The 16,625-nt window shown below is 60.7% G+C and carries 18 protein-coding genes; 9 read left to right on the forward strand and 9 right to left on the reverse strand.

Annotated elements, in window-relative coordinates:
* The first annotated feature begins 4 nt into the window (after nucleotides 1–4).
* The 5 genes from ACO06O_RS07940 (at nucleotide 5) to ACO06O_RS07960 (ending at nucleotide 3,777) form a co-directional block, all read left to right on the forward strand.
* A complete protein-coding gene (locus ACO06O_RS07940; RefSeq protein WP_421878023.1) occupies nucleotides 5–781 on the forward strand; it encodes a type III pantothenate kinase in 777 nt (258 codons plus the stop codon).
* Complete coding sequence (locus ACO06O_RS07945; RefSeq protein WP_421878025.1) at nucleotides 778–2,448, forward strand: ribonuclease J; 1,671 nt, start codon at nucleotides 778–780, stop codon at nucleotides 2,446–2,448. The genes ACO06O_RS07940 and ACO06O_RS07945 overlap by 4 nt, the downstream gene beginning before the upstream one ends.
* A 24-nt stretch (nucleotides 2,449–2,472) precedes the next feature.
* Nucleotides 2,473–2,877 (forward strand): methylmalonyl-CoA epimerase, encoded by a 405-nt coding sequence (gene mce / locus ACO06O_RS07950; protein WP_421878027.1) that lies wholly within the window; start codon nucleotides 2,473–2,475, stop codon nucleotides 2,875–2,877.
* 5 nt (nucleotides 2,878–2,882) lie between these two features.
* Nucleotides 2,883–3,119: a DUF1467 family protein gene (locus ACO06O_RS07955; RefSeq protein WP_421878029.1), complete on the forward strand. Its 237-nt coding sequence runs from the start codon at nucleotides 2,883–2,885 to the stop codon at nucleotides 3,117–3,119.
* Nucleotides 3,120–3,219: 100 nt separating this feature from the next.
* Nucleotides 3,220–3,777, forward strand: a complete 558-nt coding sequence (locus tag ACO06O_RS07960) for a DNA-3-methyladenine glycosylase I (protein ID WP_421878031.1) — start codon at nucleotides 3,220–3,222, stop codon at nucleotides 3,775–3,777.
* Nucleotides 3,778–3,788: 11 nt separating this feature from the next.
* On the opposite strand, the gene ACO06O_RS07965 is transcribed toward ACO06O_RS07960, so the two are convergent.
* Both ACO06O_RS07965 and ACO06O_RS07970 read right to left on the reverse strand, forming a co-directional pair.
* Entirely contained in the window at nucleotides 3,789–5,000 is a 1,212-nt protein-coding gene (locus ACO06O_RS07965; protein ID WP_421878033.1) for an alpha/beta hydrolase, read from the reverse strand.
* Nucleotides 5,001–5,039: 39 nt separating this feature from the next.
* Nucleotides 5,040–6,290 (reverse strand): Zn-dependent hydrolase, encoded by a 1,251-nt coding sequence (locus ACO06O_RS07970; protein ID WP_421878035.1) that lies wholly within the window; start codon nucleotides 6,288–6,290, stop codon nucleotides 5,040–5,042.
* A gap of 64 nt (nucleotides 6,291–6,354) precedes the next feature.
* On the opposite strand from ACO06O_RS07970, the gene ACO06O_RS07975 reads away from it, so the two are divergent.
* Complete coding sequence (locus ACO06O_RS07975; RefSeq protein WP_421878037.1) at nucleotides 6,355–6,948, forward strand: PAS domain-containing protein; 594 nt, start codon at nucleotides 6,355–6,357, stop codon at nucleotides 6,946–6,948.
* Here the strand turns inward: ACO06O_RS07975 and ACO06O_RS07980 are convergent.
* Both ACO06O_RS07980 and ACO06O_RS07985 read right to left on the reverse strand, forming a co-directional pair.
* Nucleotides 6,945–7,958, reverse strand: coding sequence for an Ldh family oxidoreductase (locus ACO06O_RS07980; protein WP_421878039.1), 1,014 nt, complete (start codon nucleotides 7,956–7,958; stop codon nucleotides 6,945–6,947). The genes ACO06O_RS07975 and ACO06O_RS07980 overlap by 4 nt on opposite strands.
* Before the next feature lie 55 nt (nucleotides 7,959–8,013).
* Nucleotides 8,014–8,919, reverse strand: a complete 906-nt coding sequence (locus ACO06O_RS07985; protein ID WP_421878041.1) for a DMT family transporter — start codon at nucleotides 8,917–8,919, stop codon at nucleotides 8,014–8,016.
* A 123-nt stretch (nucleotides 8,920–9,042) separates the two neighbouring features.
* Here ACO06O_RS07985 and ACO06O_RS07990 point away from each other — a divergent pair, with 123 nt between their 5' ends.
* Together ACO06O_RS07990 and ACO06O_RS07995 are read left to right on the forward strand one after the other, a co-directional pair.
* Nucleotides 9,043–10,617: a peptide chain release factor 3 gene (locus ACO06O_RS07990; RefSeq protein ID WP_421878043.1), complete on the forward strand. Its 1,575-nt coding sequence runs from the start codon at nucleotides 9,043–9,045 to the stop codon at nucleotides 10,615–10,617.
* A 103-nt stretch (nucleotides 10,618–10,720) separates the two neighbouring features.
* Nucleotides 10,721–11,677, forward strand: coding sequence for a PAS domain S-box protein (locus ACO06O_RS07995; protein ID WP_421878045.1), 957 nt, complete (start codon nucleotides 10,721–10,723; stop codon nucleotides 11,675–11,677).
* A 54-nt stretch (nucleotides 11,678–11,731) separates the two neighbouring features.
* On the opposite strand, the gene ACO06O_RS08000 is transcribed toward ACO06O_RS07995, so the two are convergent.
* From ACO06O_RS08000 to ACO06O_RS08015, 4 genes are all read right to left on the reverse strand, one after another.
* Nucleotides 11,732–12,562 (reverse strand): tetratricopeptide repeat protein, encoded by an 831-nt coding sequence (locus ACO06O_RS08000; RefSeq protein ID WP_421878047.1) that lies wholly within the window; start codon nucleotides 12,560–12,562, stop codon nucleotides 11,732–11,734.
* A gap of 92 nt (nucleotides 12,563–12,654) precedes the next feature.
* Nucleotides 12,655–13,257 (reverse strand): MlaC/ttg2D family ABC transporter substrate-binding protein, encoded by a 603-nt coding sequence (locus tag ACO06O_RS08005; RefSeq protein ID WP_421878049.1) that lies wholly within the window; start codon nucleotides 13,255–13,257, stop codon nucleotides 12,655–12,657.
* A gap of 114 nt (nucleotides 13,258–13,371) precedes the next feature.
* The gene (locus ACO06O_RS08010) at nucleotides 13,372–14,340 is read right to left on the reverse strand and encodes a DMT family transporter (protein WP_421878051.1); all 969 of its coding nucleotides are present in this window, start codon (nucleotides 14,338–14,340) and stop codon (nucleotides 13,372–13,374) included.
* The gene (locus ACO06O_RS08015; RefSeq protein WP_420416873.1) at nucleotides 14,337–15,527 is read right to left on the reverse strand and encodes an acyl-CoA dehydrogenase; all 1,191 of its coding nucleotides are present in this window, start codon (nucleotides 15,525–15,527) and stop codon (nucleotides 14,337–14,339) included. Before ACO06O_RS08015 ends, ACO06O_RS08010 begins: the two co-directional genes overlap by 4 nt.
* 155 nt (nucleotides 15,528–15,682) lie before the next feature.
* On the opposite strand from ACO06O_RS08015, the gene ACO06O_RS08020 reads away from it, so the two are divergent.
* Nucleotides 15,683–15,979, forward strand: a complete 297-nt coding sequence (locus ACO06O_RS08020; protein WP_421878054.1) for a DUF6898 family protein — start codon at nucleotides 15,683–15,685, stop codon at nucleotides 15,977–15,979.
* Nucleotides 15,980–16,004: 25 nt separating this feature from the next.
* Here the strand turns inward: ACO06O_RS08020 and ACO06O_RS08025 are convergent, their stop codons facing one another.
* The gene (locus ACO06O_RS08025) at nucleotides 16,005–16,463 is read right to left on the reverse strand and encodes a MucR family transcriptional regulator (RefSeq protein WP_421878056.1); all 459 of its coding nucleotides are present in this window, start codon (nucleotides 16,461–16,463) and stop codon (nucleotides 16,005–16,007) included.
* Nucleotides 16,464–16,625 lie beyond the last annotated feature (162 nt).

Raw genomic sequence — 16,625 nt, forward strand, 5'->3', positions numbered from 1 at the left:
AACCATGTTGCTTGCGATCGATTCAGGAAACACGAATGTCGTGTTCGGTGTGTTCGACGGGGTGGATTTCGTTAAGGCCTTTCGCTGTGCCAATGATCCGAAGCGCACGGCGGACGAATACATCGTCTGGCTCAGCGAGCTGATGAAGCTGAACGGCCTGGACTACAACGACATTACCGGAACCGTGATCGGCAGCGTGGTTCCGGAAACGGAATTCAACCTGATCAGCCTGTGCCGGCGCTATTTCGACGGCGAACCCGTGGTGATCGGGGATGACGGGGTCGAACTTGGTATCGAGGTGCTGATCGACCGACCGGAGCAGGCCGGCGCCGACCGTCTGGTCAATGCGCGCGAAGCCCATGTCACCTATGGCGGCCCGCTGATCTGTATCGATTTCGGAACGGCGACGACCTTCGATGTCGTCGACGGGGACGGAAACTATCGCGGGGGCGTGATTGCGCCGGGGATCAATCTATCTTTGGAAGCACTGTATATGGCGTCGGCCAAGCTTCCGCTTGTGGAGATTGCGCCGTCCAAGACGGTGATCGGAAAGTCCACGCAGCATGCCATGCAATCCGGCATTTTCTGGGGCTATGTCAGCATGATCGAAGGCATGGTCGAACGCATTCGATTGGAATATGGAGAAGATATGAAAGTTGTCGCCACCGGCGGTCTCGCGGACCTTTTCGCCGAGAAAACGTCGGTCATTCAGCACACCGACCGCTCCCTGACAGTGCGCGGCCTGATTGGCATCTACCGTAAGAACCGGGGCAATCGATGATCGGTTTTCGCGAAACCGATACGCCTGGAGCCGAGGAATTTCTGTTTCTGCCGCTCGGCGGGACCGGCGAGATTGGGATGAACCTCAATCTCTACGGCCACGACGAGAAATGGCTGATGGTCGACTGCGGGATCACCTTCGGTGATGAGCGGACGCCGGGCATCGACGTGATCATGCCCGATCCTGCCTTTATCGAAGAGCGGATCGAGGATTTGTGCGGCCTGGTGCTGACCCATGCCCATGAGGACCATCTGGGCGCGGTGCAGTATCTGTGGCAGCGGTTCAAATGCCCGGTCTATGCGACGCCATTCACGGCCGCCGTTCTGCGCCGCAAGCTGGTCGAGGCGAGTTTCGGCAATGATGTCGAGATCATTGAAGTGCCAATGTCCGGTCGGTTCGATGTCGGCCCGTTCAATATCGAACTGATCACGCTGACCCATTCGATACCGGAACCGAATGCTCTGGTGATCCGCACGCCGATGGGGGCCATTCTGCATACCGGCGACTGGAAGCTGGATCCGGACCCGCAGATCGGACCGTCGCCCGATGAGCGGCGCCTGATGGCCCTGGGCGAGGAAGGTGTCCTGGCCATGGTCTGCGATTCGACCAATGCCATGTCGCCGGGCCGCAGCGGGTCGGAAGGGGACGTCCGCGAAAACCTTGCCGAAGTGGTGAAGGGATGTGACGGGCTTGTGGCGGTTGCCTGCTTCGCTTCGAACGTGGCGCGGCTGGAGAGTGCGGCAAAGGCCGCCATCGCCTGCGGTCGGCAGCCGGCCCTGGTCGGCCGGTCCTTGTGGCGCATGAACGACGCCGCCCGGGAAACCGGCTATTTGCAGGACCTGCCGAATTTTTTGACCGATGAGGCCGCATCGCGCCTGCCGCCGGAAAAGGTGCTGTTGATCTGCACCGGCAGCCAGGGGGAGCCACGAGCGGCCTTGGCCCGGATCGCGCGCGGCGACCATAACTTCATCGAGATGGGGGAGGGCGATACGGTCATCTTCTCCAGCCGCGAGATCCCCGGCAATGAGGTTGCCATCGGCGAATTGCAGAACGCCCTGACGCAGTTGGGCTGTACCATCATCACCGCCAATGACGCGGAAATTCACACATCCGGCCACCCGAACCGGGACGAGCTGGCGGATATGTACGGCTGGATCCGGCCCCGGGTCGCGATCCCGGTCCATGGCGAGCACCGGCACCTCCTGGCCCATGCGCGGTTGGCGCAAAGCTGCCAGGTGCCGCATGGCATCGTTTCCAAGAACGGCATGCTGATGAATGTGACACCGAACGGCGTCGATGTCCTGGACGAGGTCTATGCCGGCCGATTGGCACTCGACGGCGACAGGCTGATCCCGCTGGATCACGGTTCCATCCGGCAGCGCCGCCGCATGGCCTATAACGGTGCGGCGGTCGTGTCGATTGCCCTGGACGGGTCTGGAAAACTGGCCGACGAGGCCCAGATCAGTATTTCCGGCTTGCTGGATTCCGACGGGCCGGAATGGGACGAGTTGTTGGATATCGCCGAGGACGCGGTCGAATCCTTAAGCAAGAAGCAGCGTCAGGACGATGGAACGGTGATTGAGGCGGTGCGGGTTTCGGTGCGCCGGCGACTGCAACAAATGACCCGGCGGCGACCGCAGGTCGAAGTGCATTTGCTTCGTGTTTAGAATGCCTTGAGAGGGAAATGAGAAATGATCGGTAAACTCAATCATGTCGCCATCGTCGTGCCGGATCTGGCCGCGGCCAGCAAGGTTTACCGGGATACGCTGGGTGGGGATGTGTCCGAACCGCATACGCTGCCGGAGCACGGCGTGACGACGGTTTTCGTCAACTTGCCGAACACGAAGATCGAATTGCTGCATCCCTATGGCGACGGATCGCCCATCGCAAAATTTCTGGAAAACAATCCGTCCGGCGGCATGCATCATGTCTGCTATGAGGTGGACGACATCCTAGCGGCGCGCGACAAGCTGCAATCCGAAGGGGCGCGGGTGCTAGGCGACGGCAATCCGAAGATCGGCGCACATGGCAAGCCTGTCTTGTTCCTGCATCCCAAGGATTTCTGCGGCACGCTGGTGGAACTGGAACAGGTCTGACCGCCATGAGCATCGCCTCTTTCATCGTGGTCTATGTCATCGCCTTCTGGCTGGTCTTTTTCATGGTGCTGCCGATCGGGGTGCGCCAGAACGAGAAGCCGGAAGAAGGGCACGATCCCGGCGCGCCGAAATTCCATATGATCGGCAAGAAGATGCTATGGGCCGGAATCGCGGCCATCGCCTTGACGGGAATCTACTGGTACCTCGCCGAAATCGTCGGCATCCAGCTGTTGCCCTCCTGACAGCAGGGTGGCAGGAGGGAGTGCTCTCCCGGCCTTTCTCAATTCGTGCCATCGGTTCACACTCACCGAAATGCATTTCTGTCGGGGAGTGGAAGAAGGAATGGGCTGGTATTGCGACTATGCGATTGGGGATGCGCTTCACGGCCCCTATCACGATACCGAATACGGCTTTCCGGAAGAAGACGAGGCCCGTCTGTTCGAACGCCTGACGATGGAAATCATGCAGGCGGGATTGAACTGGGGCCTGGTCCTGCGGAAGCGTGCGAGCTTGAATGCCGCCTTTGACGGTTTCGATGTCGACAGGGTGGCGTCGTATGGAGACGACGACGTCGCCCGGTTGATGGCCGACGAGGGCATTGTCCGGAACCGGTTGAAAGTCCATGCGGTCATTCACAATGCTCGTGTGTTGCAGGGAATCCGCGAGAGCCACGGCGGCTTTGCGTCATGGATCGCCGCACATCATCCCCTGACCAAGCTGGAATGGATCAAACTGTTCAAGAAGACCTTTAAATTCACCGGTGGGGAGATCACCGGTGAATTTCTGATGTCGATCGGCTATCTGCCGGGCACCCATCGTGATGATTGTCCGGTCCAGGTTCAATTAATGGAACAGGGAACGCCCTGGATGACGATCGGCAGAGACTTCTACGAGGCCTGAAGTGCCGCCATTCAGCGGAAAGCCAATTTCACAACTTTCTTGTAAAGATCGCTTTGGGGGGCGGCCAGTGCCTCGACCGCCGTGAAATGGTTCAATCCGGGCATTTCCAAATATTCGGCGTCGACCCCGTTTCGTGTCAGAAGATCGACATAGTCCCGGCTTTGGCGTCGGAACTCGTCGCTTTCCGCACCGCCCACAGCGGCGATCACCGGTCCGTTTGGCAGGGTGGGCAAAAGGATCGGGCTGACCTCTTTGGCCGCGTCGACGGTCAATCCCAGAGCCTTGTTCAGCCCGGTATGCACAAGGGGCTCGACCTCAAACAAGCCCGAAATCGCGATGGTTCCCTTGATCAGGTCCGCGGGAAGGCCGTCGTCTAAGGCAGGCCAATCCGTGGCGGCGAGCATGCCGACCAGGTGTCCGCCTGCGGAATGGCCGGAAATCGTTATTCTCTCGGCGTCGTAACCGAACTCCGCCGCGCGGCGATAGAGACAGGCAAGTGCGGCACGGCAGGCGGTTACGATTTCCGAGACCGTTGCGGGCGGACAGAGCGGGTAGTTGATTGCGGCAAAGGCGATGCCGGCCTCGACCATCGGTACACCGAACTGACAATTGTCCCGCTTATCCAGCGCCTGCCAATAGCCGCCATGGATATAGGCATGAAGGGGCGGGGGGACGGCCCCGCGTGACGGGTGGGACGGCATGAAGAGATCGATGCCATGTGCCGGATCGCTACCGTAAGATATCTCCGCGCTTCGGCTGGGTTGGTGCGCGGTCCCGTCTATGCGCCAGCGTGCCATGATGTCCGGCGCCTCCGGGACCGTGGCACGGGGACTGTACTCCCGGTTCAGTTGAGACCTAGTATAGCCGCCGAAGACAATCTCGTCGGAAGCGGGTGGGACGATGGCCTGGGCCTCTAGGTGCACGGCATTTTCTGATCGGACTAGGGCGACCCTTCCCGAGTTGCCGCCTAATGTTTCGCGAAACAGTAAATCGAAATTTGCGAGATCCGCCTGAAAAGCCGCCATGTCGGGGACGCTGATGGTCAGAAACTCAATATTTGCCGGCGTCGCACCCTGTCCGGCCAGATTGCGCCCAAGGGCTTTGGCCGCCTCCAGGAACGCGTCCTTCAGGTTTGGCGCGGCGGCACGACCTTCAGCCCGGATCAATGTGCCGTTGCCACTGTCGGCTTCCGGTGCCGATTGATTTGTCCATTCGATCCGCATTCTTCGCCTCCCACCCAAACGTGATTTCAGGCGACTGAATCAGACTCTCTCCGCCCGCGCCAGCATTGCGGCGGCCAGAACGCGGGTGCCGTCCGCCAGGTCCGACGCGGTTGCGGATTCCAATTCGTTGTGGCTCAGCCCGTCCCGGCAGGGCACAAAGACCATGGCGGTGGGCTGTTTCGACGCCAGATAGCAGGAATCGTGCCCCGCCATAGAGAAAATGTCCCGGCAGGGGATGCCGCAGATTGCGGCGGAGTCTCTTAGCAACTGCACCAAGGCGTCATCGAATTGGATCGGTTCTTCCCGATCCAGAACGTGCAATTCGATGGCGGTGCGGCCGCGGGCCAGTTCCTCCTGAACGGCATCCGAAATCGCCTGGGCCATGGATGCCAAACCCTCCGAGGTTGGATGGCGTAGATCGATGGAGAAGCGCACGGAGCCGGGAATGGTGTTCCGGGAGTTCGGCGCCACCGTAAGCGCGCCGACCGTACAGACCCCCTGGGGCGGGTGCCGGCGTCCGATTTCCTCCATGCGGACGACCAGACGTGCGGCGGCGGTCAGGGCATCCCGCCGCATGTCCATCGGCATGGTGCCGGCGTGTCCTTCCATGCCGGTCACGGAGACGTCATAGCGGACCTGGCCGCGCGCGCCGGTCACGATGCCGACCGAAAGCCCGTCGCGTTCCAGCAATGGGCCTTGCTCGATATGCGCTTCGAAGACGCTATCGAAGACGCGGTCGCCGCATGCGAGGTCCCCTTTCGCGCCGATTGCGGTCAATGCGTCTTCAAACCGGGTTCCCGCCCGGTCGGTGCAGTCATAGATGCGGTTCAACTCGACCAAGCCGGCGAAGGCGGCCGAACCGCTATGTGCGAAGCGGGTTCCTTCCTCATTGGTCCAGGCGACGATATCGATCGGTCTGCGGGTTTCGATGGCCGCGTCGTTCAGGGCGCGGACGACTTCCAATCCCGCAAGAACGCCGTAGGCACCGTCAAACTTGCCGCCTGTGGGCTGCGTGTCGAGATGGCTGCCGGTGCAGACGGATGGCGCATTGTGGTAACGTCCGGGCCGGCGGGCGAAAATGTTGCCGACCGCGTCGATCTGAACCGTGCAGCCGGCGTTCCGGGCCCAATCCATGAACAATTCCCGTGCGGCGGCGTCTTCCTGGGTCAGTGCTTGACGATTGACGCCCCCTTTTGACGTCGCACCATGGCGTGCCATATCCATATGACTGTGCCACAGCCTTTCCGCGTTTATCGGAAGCGCCGCTGGTTTGCCGACACCTTCTGTCATGCTAATCCTCCCGATACGCCTGAATCTGCTATAGGCCTACTTGCCAGTACGGATGGAAGCGCGAATGGACGCGGCGAACAACAGTGAAATGAGACCGGTTCCGACCGAAAGGGTCGCGACGGAAATTCGCGATGGCGGATCGCCGACCCTGAACGCCATGTTTCGATCCTGGGGTGCACCGGATCCGTTGATTGTCGTGGATCCGGCGGAATCCGATATGCGGGAAAGCCGCCTTGTCACCTTGCTGCGCTATTGGCGGGGTATGCCAAAGGTGAAAGACCTGCCCAATTGTGAGGATCTGGATCCGATCGACATCACGTCCACGCTTGGCATCGTCATGCTACTGGAGGTGCTGGAGACCGGCGACGACTACCGGTACCTGATCTATGGTCAGGAAATTGCCGAACGGTTCGGGCGGAACATGGTTGGCCAGCGCACCAGCGACATCCCGACTCATCCAAGCGTTACGGCCTTGTTCCTGGCTTGTTACCGGGTCGTGATCGAAACACGCCGACCAATCCTGACCGAGCATTCCGCCCCACCGCAAGTGTCCGCCACAAGCTGGCGCAGACTGGTGATGCCATTGGCGGGAAAAGGCGGGCAGGTGGAACGGATACTGGTCGGCAACATTCCGGGAACGTGGCGCAATCCCAGCTAGCCGTTTGCCAGTTCCGTCACTGTCTCATAGAGCGACTTGGCCAGTTCGATACCTGTCTCCGGCGTTTCCAGCCGCGCCTGACGCCGCCGTTGGCCGGGCAGTCGGACGCCGTCCATCGCGGTCGCTTCCGCAAACAGCGCCTCGCAATGGTCCGCCCAATGCTCCGCGTCGCCGAAGCGGGCCGGGTCCATGGCGATGACGATCTCACCGCCGATGGGTGGGCCCCCATCCTTGTTGTCCAAACGCCCGGCTTCATAAGAGAAAACGGATCCGATCAGGCCGCCGGCCAGCAACTCGACCATCATCGCGATGTTGGAACCCTTATATCCGCCGAACGGCAGTTGCGCGCCGGCCAGGACCGCATTCGGGTCGTCCGTCGGGTTGCCGTCCGGATCGATACCGGTGCCGATCGGGACTTTCTTGCCGTCCCGGGCGTGGATCATCACGTCGCCCCGTGCCATTGCAGCGGAGGCCTGGTCGAAGACATAGGGATCCTGGCCGGGGCGCGGCCAGGAAAATGCCATAGGATTCGTCCCGAAGAAGGGTTTCGTACCGCCGGCCGGTGCGACCATCGGCGAGGCCTGGGTGAAAGCCAGGCCCGACAATCCAGCCTCGGCCAAGGTCTCAACCTCCGGCCACAGGGCCGCGAAATGGTAGATATCGACCAGTCCCAGGGCCGCAATCCCTTGCTGGCGCGCGCGTTCGGCGAGGGCGGGAAGACCCGTGTCCAGGGCCAGCGGCGCGAAACCGCCATCGCCATCGACCCGCAGAACGCCGGGCGCGATGTCGCGCAGTTTCGGCGACGCGGCGCCATTGACCTTGCCGCTGCGCAACGATGCGCAATAGCCCTGCAGTCGGAACAGGCCGTGACTGGCGCAACGATCCTGCTCCGCGCGGATCATGATATCCGTAACGGCGTCGGCGTTCGCCCGGTTCGCGCCATGGGCTTCCAACGCGGCGAGGGACAGTGCGCGGACCTCGTCCAGGCTGAGATTCACGGTTTCCGGCATGGTGCTCCCCTTCGTTAACTGCGGACCGGGATGATATCGAAGCGATCTGCCCCTGTCAGGGTTTGAGCTGCGCTTCGGTCGGGGCATCCGGCACCTTGCGCGCCCGTTCGCGGTAGATCGTGTATAGGCCGCTGCCGACAACGATCGTGCCGCCGATGATGGTCCACATGTCCGGCAGATTGCCGAAGGCGATGTAGCCCATGATCGTGGCCCAGACCAGAAGGGTGAAATTGAATGGCTGCAGGGTCGAAGCGGGCGCCAATTCCAGGGCCTTGATCAACAGCAGATGGCCGGTTGCCCCGGTCACCGAGAGCAGGGCAAGGAACCGCCAGGCCTCCGGCGTCGGCTCCAGCCAGTAGAACGGGCCGATCAGCGTCAACACCGCCGCACCCACGACGGCCATATAGAGCAGCGATGTGTTCGTACCATCGTCGCGGCTGGTGACGCGGGTGATCACATGGTAGCAGGCGAACATGACTGCCGCGGCGACGGCGATCAGCGATTCCAATTGGAAGACGCCGGTGCCGGGCCGCAGAATGATCAAGACGCCGATAAAGCCGACGATCACCGCGCCCCAGCGGCGCAGTCCCACCTTCTCGCGCAGGAAAACCGCCGACATGGCTGTGACGATCAACGGGAAACTGGCGAAAAGCGCATGGGTTTCCGCCAAGCTCAACACCCGCACCGCCATGACGAAGATCCCGATCTCGGCGACGATGATCAGCGAACGTACGATCTGAAGCCAGGGACGCTTTGCCCGGACCGCCGTCTTCAACGGGGTGTGCCAACTGCTGAGCGCCATCGCAAAAACGGCAAAGAACAGGTATCGCACCCAGATGATCTGGGGCGTGGCATAGGTCTGGGCCAGATGCTTCGTGATGGCGTCCTGGCAGGCGAAGATGAATGTCGCGCCGATCAGCATCAAGATGCCGCGGGTGGTATTGTCGAGCTTCGTGAACATGGCAATGCCCATACGCCGGAAGTGTCCCCGAGGCAATCTTTGCGGGCTTGCTTGCGTCGCCTGGGCGCGGGGATTAGATAAGGCGCGCAACCCGTTCCCAGATTATCGGAAAGTATCCAATCCATGGCCACCCTTGCAGAGCAGGCCGCAAGCCGTCGCACATTCGCGATCATCAGCCACCCCGACGCCGGGAAGACCACGCTGACGGAAAAGCTGTTGTTACGCGGTGGCGCCATTCACCTGGCCGGTGAAGTGAAGGCGAAGGGCGACCGTCGCCGCGCCCGATCGGACTGGATGAAGATCGAACAGCAGCGCGGCATTTCGGTCACGACCTCGGTCATGACCTTCGTGCGCGACGGGGTGTATTTCAATCTGCTCGATACGCCGGGCCACGAAGACTTCTCGGAAGATACTTACCGGACGCTGACCGCCGTCGACAGCGCCGTCATGGTGATCGATGCCGCCAAGGGGATCGAGCCCCAGACCCGCAAACTCTTCGAAGTCTGCCGCCTGCGCGACATGCCGATCGCCACCTTCATCAACAAGCTGGATCGCGAGGCGCGCGATCCGTTCGAATTGATGGATCAGATTGCCGAGGAACTGGCGTTGGATGTATCGCCCGTAGCCTGGCCGATCGGATCCGGGCGCGACTTCAAGGGCTGTTACGACCTGTTGAACGACCGCGTCCTGTTGATGGGCGAGGACAGAACCGAATCCATCGAAGTCGACGGGTTGGACGATCCCAAGCTGGACGAACTGATCCCGGAGGAACAGCTCGACAAGTTGCGCGAAGAAGCGGAACTGGCGCGCGAAGCCTGCCCGACATTCGATCTGCAGGCCTATCTGGAAGGGACGATGACGCCGGTCTATTTCGGTAGTGCCCTGCGCAACTTCGGCGTCGGTCATCTGTTGTCGGGGATCAGCCTTCATTCGCCGCCGCCGCGTCCGTTGCCGACGGACAAGCGTGAAATCGAACCGAATGAGGAAAAGGTAACGGGCTTCGTCTTCAAGGTTCAGGCCAATATGGACCCGAACCACCGCGACCGCATCGCCTTCGTCCGGCTGGTGTCGGGCAAGTTCAAACGCGGGATGAAGCTAAAACATGTCCGCTCGGGCAAGCCGATGGCGATCTACAATCCGATCATGTTCTTCGCCCAGGACCGGGAGATCGCGGACGAAGCCTATCCGGGCGATATCATCGGCGTGCCGAACCACGGTACCTTGCGTGTCGGCGATACGTTGAGCGAGGCGGAAGAGGTCCGGTTCACCGGCATCCCGAATTTCGCGCCCGAAATTCTGCGCCGGGTACGCCTGGATGATCCGATGAAGGGCAAACACCTGAAGAAGGCGCTGGAAAGCCTGGCAGAGGAGGGCGTGACCCAGGTCTTCAAGCCGGAACTGGGCGCGAACTGGATCGTGGGCGTCGTGGGGCAGCTTCAGCTCGATGTGCTGCAGACCCGGATCGAGGCTGAGTACGGGATCAATGTCACCCTCGAACAGGCACCGTTCGAAACGGCGCGTTGGGTCGCGGCGGACGATCCGGCGGAACTGGACCGGTTCATGGCCGCCATCCGCAGCGCCATGTCGGTCGACCGGGACGGCGCTCCGGTCTTTCTGGCGCGGAATTACTGGGAACTGAACCATCAGGTCCAGAACAATCCCAAAATCCGCTTCTCCAAGACCAAAGAACGGGCTTAACCCAGTTTCTGAATTGATTCTGATCATCGACACCGGGTCCCGGTTGCGCGACACTTGGCCTGCGATCGGGAAACACGGTTAATGGTAACGAGGAGATCGGTCGGTGTCTGGTGATCTTTCAATCGCGGAGCAGCGGGATCGCTTCCTGACCTTCGCGTTTGCGGCTTCCGACGTTTTGATCGAAGTCGATGACGACGGGAAGATCGTTTTCGTTGCGGGTTCGGTCAAAAGCCTGCTCGGGCAACCGGTCGACCGGTTGATGGGCAGTGATATTTCCCTGATTGCCGACAAGGACGACCGTGTCTTGTTGAGCGAATACCTGAAGAAGCTCATCGCGACAGGCCGGGCAACGGACCGACTGATCCATGCTGCGGCCGAGGCGGATGGCAAGAGAATCCGGATCAGTGTCGCCGGAATGTCCAGTCCGCAACGCAAGGGCATTCACCATCTGGCAATCAAACGGGTGCCGTTGGCGTCGCGTCCGGCCCAATCCCAGGCACCGTCCAGTCCGATGGACGTGCTGGATTTCGCGAGCAATGCGGCCCTGTTGTCGAATGAGGCGCGGGACGCCGGAGAGAATTTGAACTTCGCGATGTATGATGTCGGCTGGAACGAGGTGGAATCCAAGGTCGACACCAAGACAGCCGAGGCGTTGAACGATACTTTGGTGCAGACCCTGCGGGCTTGGGCATCCGGGGGCAGCGGCGTCGGTCAGGTCGGGCAGGGGAAGTACTCCCTTCTGCTGGACGAGGGGATCGATCCGGAAATCCTGAAGCAGCGCATCGCCGCGGTCGCGCGCGAAACGAACGAGACCCTCGACCTGGACGTCAATCACGCGGCGCTTAGTGTGAATGACGTTATCGACACCGACGACTTCGGTGCCTTTTTCGAACAGGCTATGGAACGGTTCGACGCGGTCGGCGGTGAAAAGTTCGACCTATTGTCCTTCAATGAGCTGCCAGGATCGAAACCTCAGAAACCGAGTGTTCCGCCGCCGTCGGATATCCACCCGGCGCGCCGCATGGCTCGGCGGAAGGGTACGACCGAAAGCTGGGGTTGAGCTTCGGCTTCCATAAACTTCGATGGCGTTCCGGAAGGGGATCGGCAGACAGGATCAGTAGACGGTGGCCCGTCGCGGTTCGAAGGTCTCCGCCCGCGTGACAGCCTCTGCGAGCTGTTCCGCCGACAGTTCCGCCTTCAGCTTCTCAGCCTTCTTGGCAGCCCCGCTATGGCCCTGTTCCGCGGCAAGGGTGAACCATTTCAAGGCTTCGACCTTGTCCATGGCGATGCCTTCGCCGCGCAGGTAGCGCGTACCGATGTGATTTTGGGCCTTTGAATAGCCTTGCCGGGCGGCAGCCAGGAACCAACGCGCGGCCATTTCCAGATTTTGATCCACCCCGTTACCGTCGCGATAACGCTTGCCCATATTGTACTGGGCCCGGTCGAACCCGGCGATTGCGGCGCGCTCAATCCAAAGCGCGGCGCGAATTTCATTGGTATCCACGCCCAAGCCGTACTCGTACATCTTGCCGAGCGAGTATTGAGAACGCACGAGGCCGTGATAGGCGGCGCGTTCCAGCCAGCCATAAGCGCGGTCGTAGTTCTGCTCGACTCCATCGCCCTCGATAAAGGCCAGCGCCAGATTATGCATCGCCTGGGCGTGCCCCGACTCGGCGGCACGGCTCCACCAGTCGATCGCCTTCTTTCGATCGGACGGAACGCCACGGCCTTCATCGTACAGGGCGCCGATATTGAACATCGCCTTGGAACTGCCGGCCTCGGCCAGCGGCGTCCAGATGTTCAGGGCGTTGATGAATTCGCCGCGCTGATAGGCTTGCCAGCCGGCGGAAAAGTCCTGGGCCAGGGCAGGGGACGCAGCCGAAAGTCCGCCGACGAATGCCGCGGCGAGCAGGATACGACGTGAGAGGCTCGTATCATTGGGCATGCATGTTCCCTCCAACCAACTATGACAGTATGGTCCGATTGGAGATTTTGGACAAGAGGCGGAGACGTTCTACGCCCGCGAAACGGCGGCAATCAGCCTTGAGCGGAGTATTTGGATACCTTCAACCGCAATAGTTGCAGCAGGCCGCCAATATCCTCTCGGGCGATGATCGACGCGAATTCGCGCTTCTGGGTGAGGGTCATGCTTTTGCCGTCGATGACGACGTCGAGGATCTTGATCGCGCCGTCCTTCTTGCGGACCAGCCAATCGACTTTGGTGTCTTCCGCACCCTGCTGCTCGATCGTGGTCGAAACCAAGGCAAGCCGCTCGCGATAGACCTTCGAATCCTGGATGTTCAGGGTCTGGCCCGAATAGCCGCCCAAGCGCTTCGTGTAGGTCTGCAGGACATAATCGGCGAAGAGGTCGAGATATTCCGAACGCTCTTCCTCATTGGCGCGGCCCCAGGCCTTGTCCAATACGAAACGTCCGATTTCCTGAACTTCGAAGCTTTCGGCGACGATGCCGCGCAGTTTCGCTTCCCGCTCCTCCAGGCTGATCGTTTGATCCTGCAGGACCTCGACGGCACGCGCGCCCAAACCTTCAATAAAAGCCGAGGCTTCGTCCGGAGGCGTTTGCGCCCAGACCGTCGCCGGCAACAGAAACAGGGCAAATATGGCGGCAAGCATACGCGGCATCGGGCGTCTCCGGACGGTAGTCTGGCAGTCAGTTACATACGGATATCGAGATGCGGAAGCAAGATAGCGCTTATGCCTGACCCGCCGCTACATCCGGCATGGGTTGCAAATATGTCACCGTTTGAAGCGTCGCACCATTTGATCGAGGGGCAATACTGTTGCCAATCCGAAGGTAATCAACAGCATTCCAGCCAGTTCCACCGGGCCGAACGGCTCCCCCAAGAACAAAATGCTCAGGACCTGGCTCATCAGCGGGACGGTGAGGACGGCAATCGACGCAAAGGCCATATCCGTCAGTTTCAGAATCATGGACCAGCACCATAGCCCGAAGGCCTGGCTGATCAGTGTAACGCTGACGGCGGATACGATGACAGGTGTCGATATATCCGCAATCCAGGAGGTTTCTTCCGTTCCGAGTGCCAACGCCATCAGAGGCAGGGAACCGAGGACAAACTGCCAGGCCACCAGAATGCTGACCGGTGTCTTGAAGTTGAAATGCTTTTGAAGGGTCGATCCGACGCTCCATGTCAGTGCGGCGGCCAGAATCGCGGCAATTCCGATCCCGGCGGCGCCCGCAGTTCTGAGGTCGTCCCAGGCGAAGACGAGAACGGCGCCGATCCCGGCCGCGACCCCAAGGCAGCGGCGAAGCGTCAGCCGCTCCTTCAAGAACAGAACCCCCACCACGAGCGCCCAAAGCGGCATCGTATAGGCGAGGAGGGCGGCTCGGCCTGCCGGCAAATAGGTCACCGCCAGCGCAGACAGGAAGAACCACAGGGTTACGTTAATGGCGGCGCAGAGCACCACCTTCCGTGCCTCGCCGGCCGCCGGGCGCAAGGCAATGCCCGAAATGGCGGCGACACCGAACATAATAATGCCGGCACAGGCCGCCGACCCGGCGCGGAAAGTCAGCAGCGGGATTTCCGTCAACGCCAGTTTCAAGAGGGGCCACATGGACCCCCAGGCGAATGTCAGACAAAGCAATAGTAGCCACGCCGCCACGGGTACCGACGCGGCGACCGGCTCGGCGGAATTTTCCGCCGAGCCGGTTTTCTGGGCAGGGGGCGGAAGCGCCGCCCGTGTCACATGAAGGCCTGAATGCCGGTCTGGGCGCGGCCCAGGATCAAAGCGTGGACGTCATGGGTGCCTTCATAGGTATTGACGGCTTCCAGGTTCATGACGTGACGGATGACATGATATTCGTCCGACACACCATTTCCGCCATGCATGTCGCGGGCGGTTCGGGCGATATCCAAGGCCTTGCCGCAGCTGTTCCGCTTGATCAGCGAGATCAATTCGACCGGGCAGCGGTCCTCGTCCTTCAGGCGCCCGGCCCGCAGGCAGCCTTGCAGGCCGAGAGAGATTTCGGTCTGCATGTCGGCCAGCTTCTTCTGGATCAGCTGATTGGCGGCAAGCGGGCGGCCGAACTGTTTGCGGTCCATGGTGTAGGAATGGGCCTGCATCCAGCAGAACTCCGCCGCGCCCAGCGCGCCCCAGGCGATACCGTAGCGGGCGTTGTTCAAGCAGCCGAATGGGCCTTTCAGGCCTTTGACATTCGGCAGCAGGTTTTCTTCCGGGACGAAGACCTCGTCCATCATGATCATGCCGGTCACCGAAGCGCGCAGCGAGAACTTGCCTTCGATTTTCGGAGTTTCGAAACCTTTCATGCCGCGTTCCAGCACGAAACCGCGAATAACGTCGTCTTCCGTCTTGGCCCAAACGACCGCGACATCGGCGATCGGAGAATTGGTGATCCAGTTCTTGGAGCCGGACAGTTTGTAACCGCCGTCGACCTTCTTCGCGCGCGTGACCATGGAGCCGGGATCGGAGCCGTGATCCGGCTCGGTCAGGCCGAAACACCCGACCCATTCACCGCTGGCCAGTTTCGGCAGATATTTCCGGCGCTGCTCTTCGGATCCGTAGGCGTTGATCGGGTGCATGACCAAGGAGGACTGAACCGACATTGCCGAGCGATAGCCGCTGTCGACGCGTTCGACCTCGCGCGCCACCAGGCCATAGCTGGTGTAGTTTACCCCCGCGCCGCCGTATTCCGGGTCGATCGTCATGCCCAGAAGGCCCAGCGCGCCCATTTCGGTCATGATTTCGCGGTCGAACCGCTCATGCCGGTTGGCCTCCAGAACCCGCGGCATCAGCTTGTCCTGGCAATAGTCGCGGGCGGTGTCGCGGATCATCCGCTCCTCTTCCGTCAACTGGTCTTCCAGAAGGAACGGGTCCTGCCATTCGAAATGCGCGCGGGTTTGTCGGTCGCTCATGGTCGTTTCCTCGATGTTTTCTCGGGTCGAACGTCTAGCCAGTCCGCAGTGCTACGCCCGTCCGTCTCGCCTGTAAAGAATTAGTTTAAGCTTAAAATAATTTTGGCGCCATGCAAGTGCTTGGACAGCGCCGCGACGCGCCGTAATGTAATTGGATGAGCCGTCCCGTAGCGCCCAATAACCGCACCGTCCTGCCGCAAGGCGCCTTGATCGAATTTGTCGGTCAGGGAGCCTATGTGAAGGTCTCCGCGGTCGATCCGGTGACCTATATCGAGGTTTCGATCGTCGGCGACCCGGCAGTCGGAGAAAAGGCGCTGATTCAGCAGGCCATTCGGAAGCTGGAACGCATTGTTTACAAGCGGAAATACGACAAGGAAACCCTGGGCAGGGAGGCGGACCGCGCTGTCCCGAGGGGACGTCGCCAGGATTTTCCGAGCGGATGGGACCTATAGGGTCGGACGGAGACGAAAAGGCGGTTTAACCGCGGCCACCGCGACCGGTGGTTTTGCCCAGACCAATCTTCTTGGCGAATTTGGACCGCTGCGCCGCGTAGTTGGGCGCGACCATCGGGTAGTCAGGCGACAGCCCCCATTTGGCACGGTATTGCTCCGGCGTCATGCCATAGGCCGTGCGGAGATGCCGTTTCAGCATCTTGAGCTTCCGGCCGTCTTCCAGGCATACGAGATAGTCGGGCTGAACCGAATCGCGAATGGAAAGAGTGGTTGCCCGGGCGGCGCGCAAGGGTCGGGACGGGGTCTTTGGCGGGTCCTGGTTGAGGGACGAGAATTTACCGAACACGCTGCCGATGACGCCGCTGATATCCGCCTTCGTGACATTGTTGTTGCCAACATAGGCGGACACGACCTCTGCCGTCATATGCAGCAAGTCACCGCGGCTGACGGGCGCTTTCGCTCTTGATTCTTCTCTATCGTTCATCCCCAACGCTCCCCCTGAAGCCTAGGCTCCGCAAATGCCTCGCAGACGAAATATTGGTAACGGCGAGGCCAAGCAAAGGAATTTAATCAAACTACCCGAAGTGAATCAATAAAGATTCAGTACTGACCTATTTAGTCTTGAAAGAATAATCGAGTATTTTAG

Origin of the sequence: Pacificispira sp., assembly GCF_965228185.1 — a bacterium.
Classification (GTDB): Bacteria; Pseudomonadota; Alphaproteobacteria; order UBA8366; family Aestuariispiraceae; genus Pacificispira.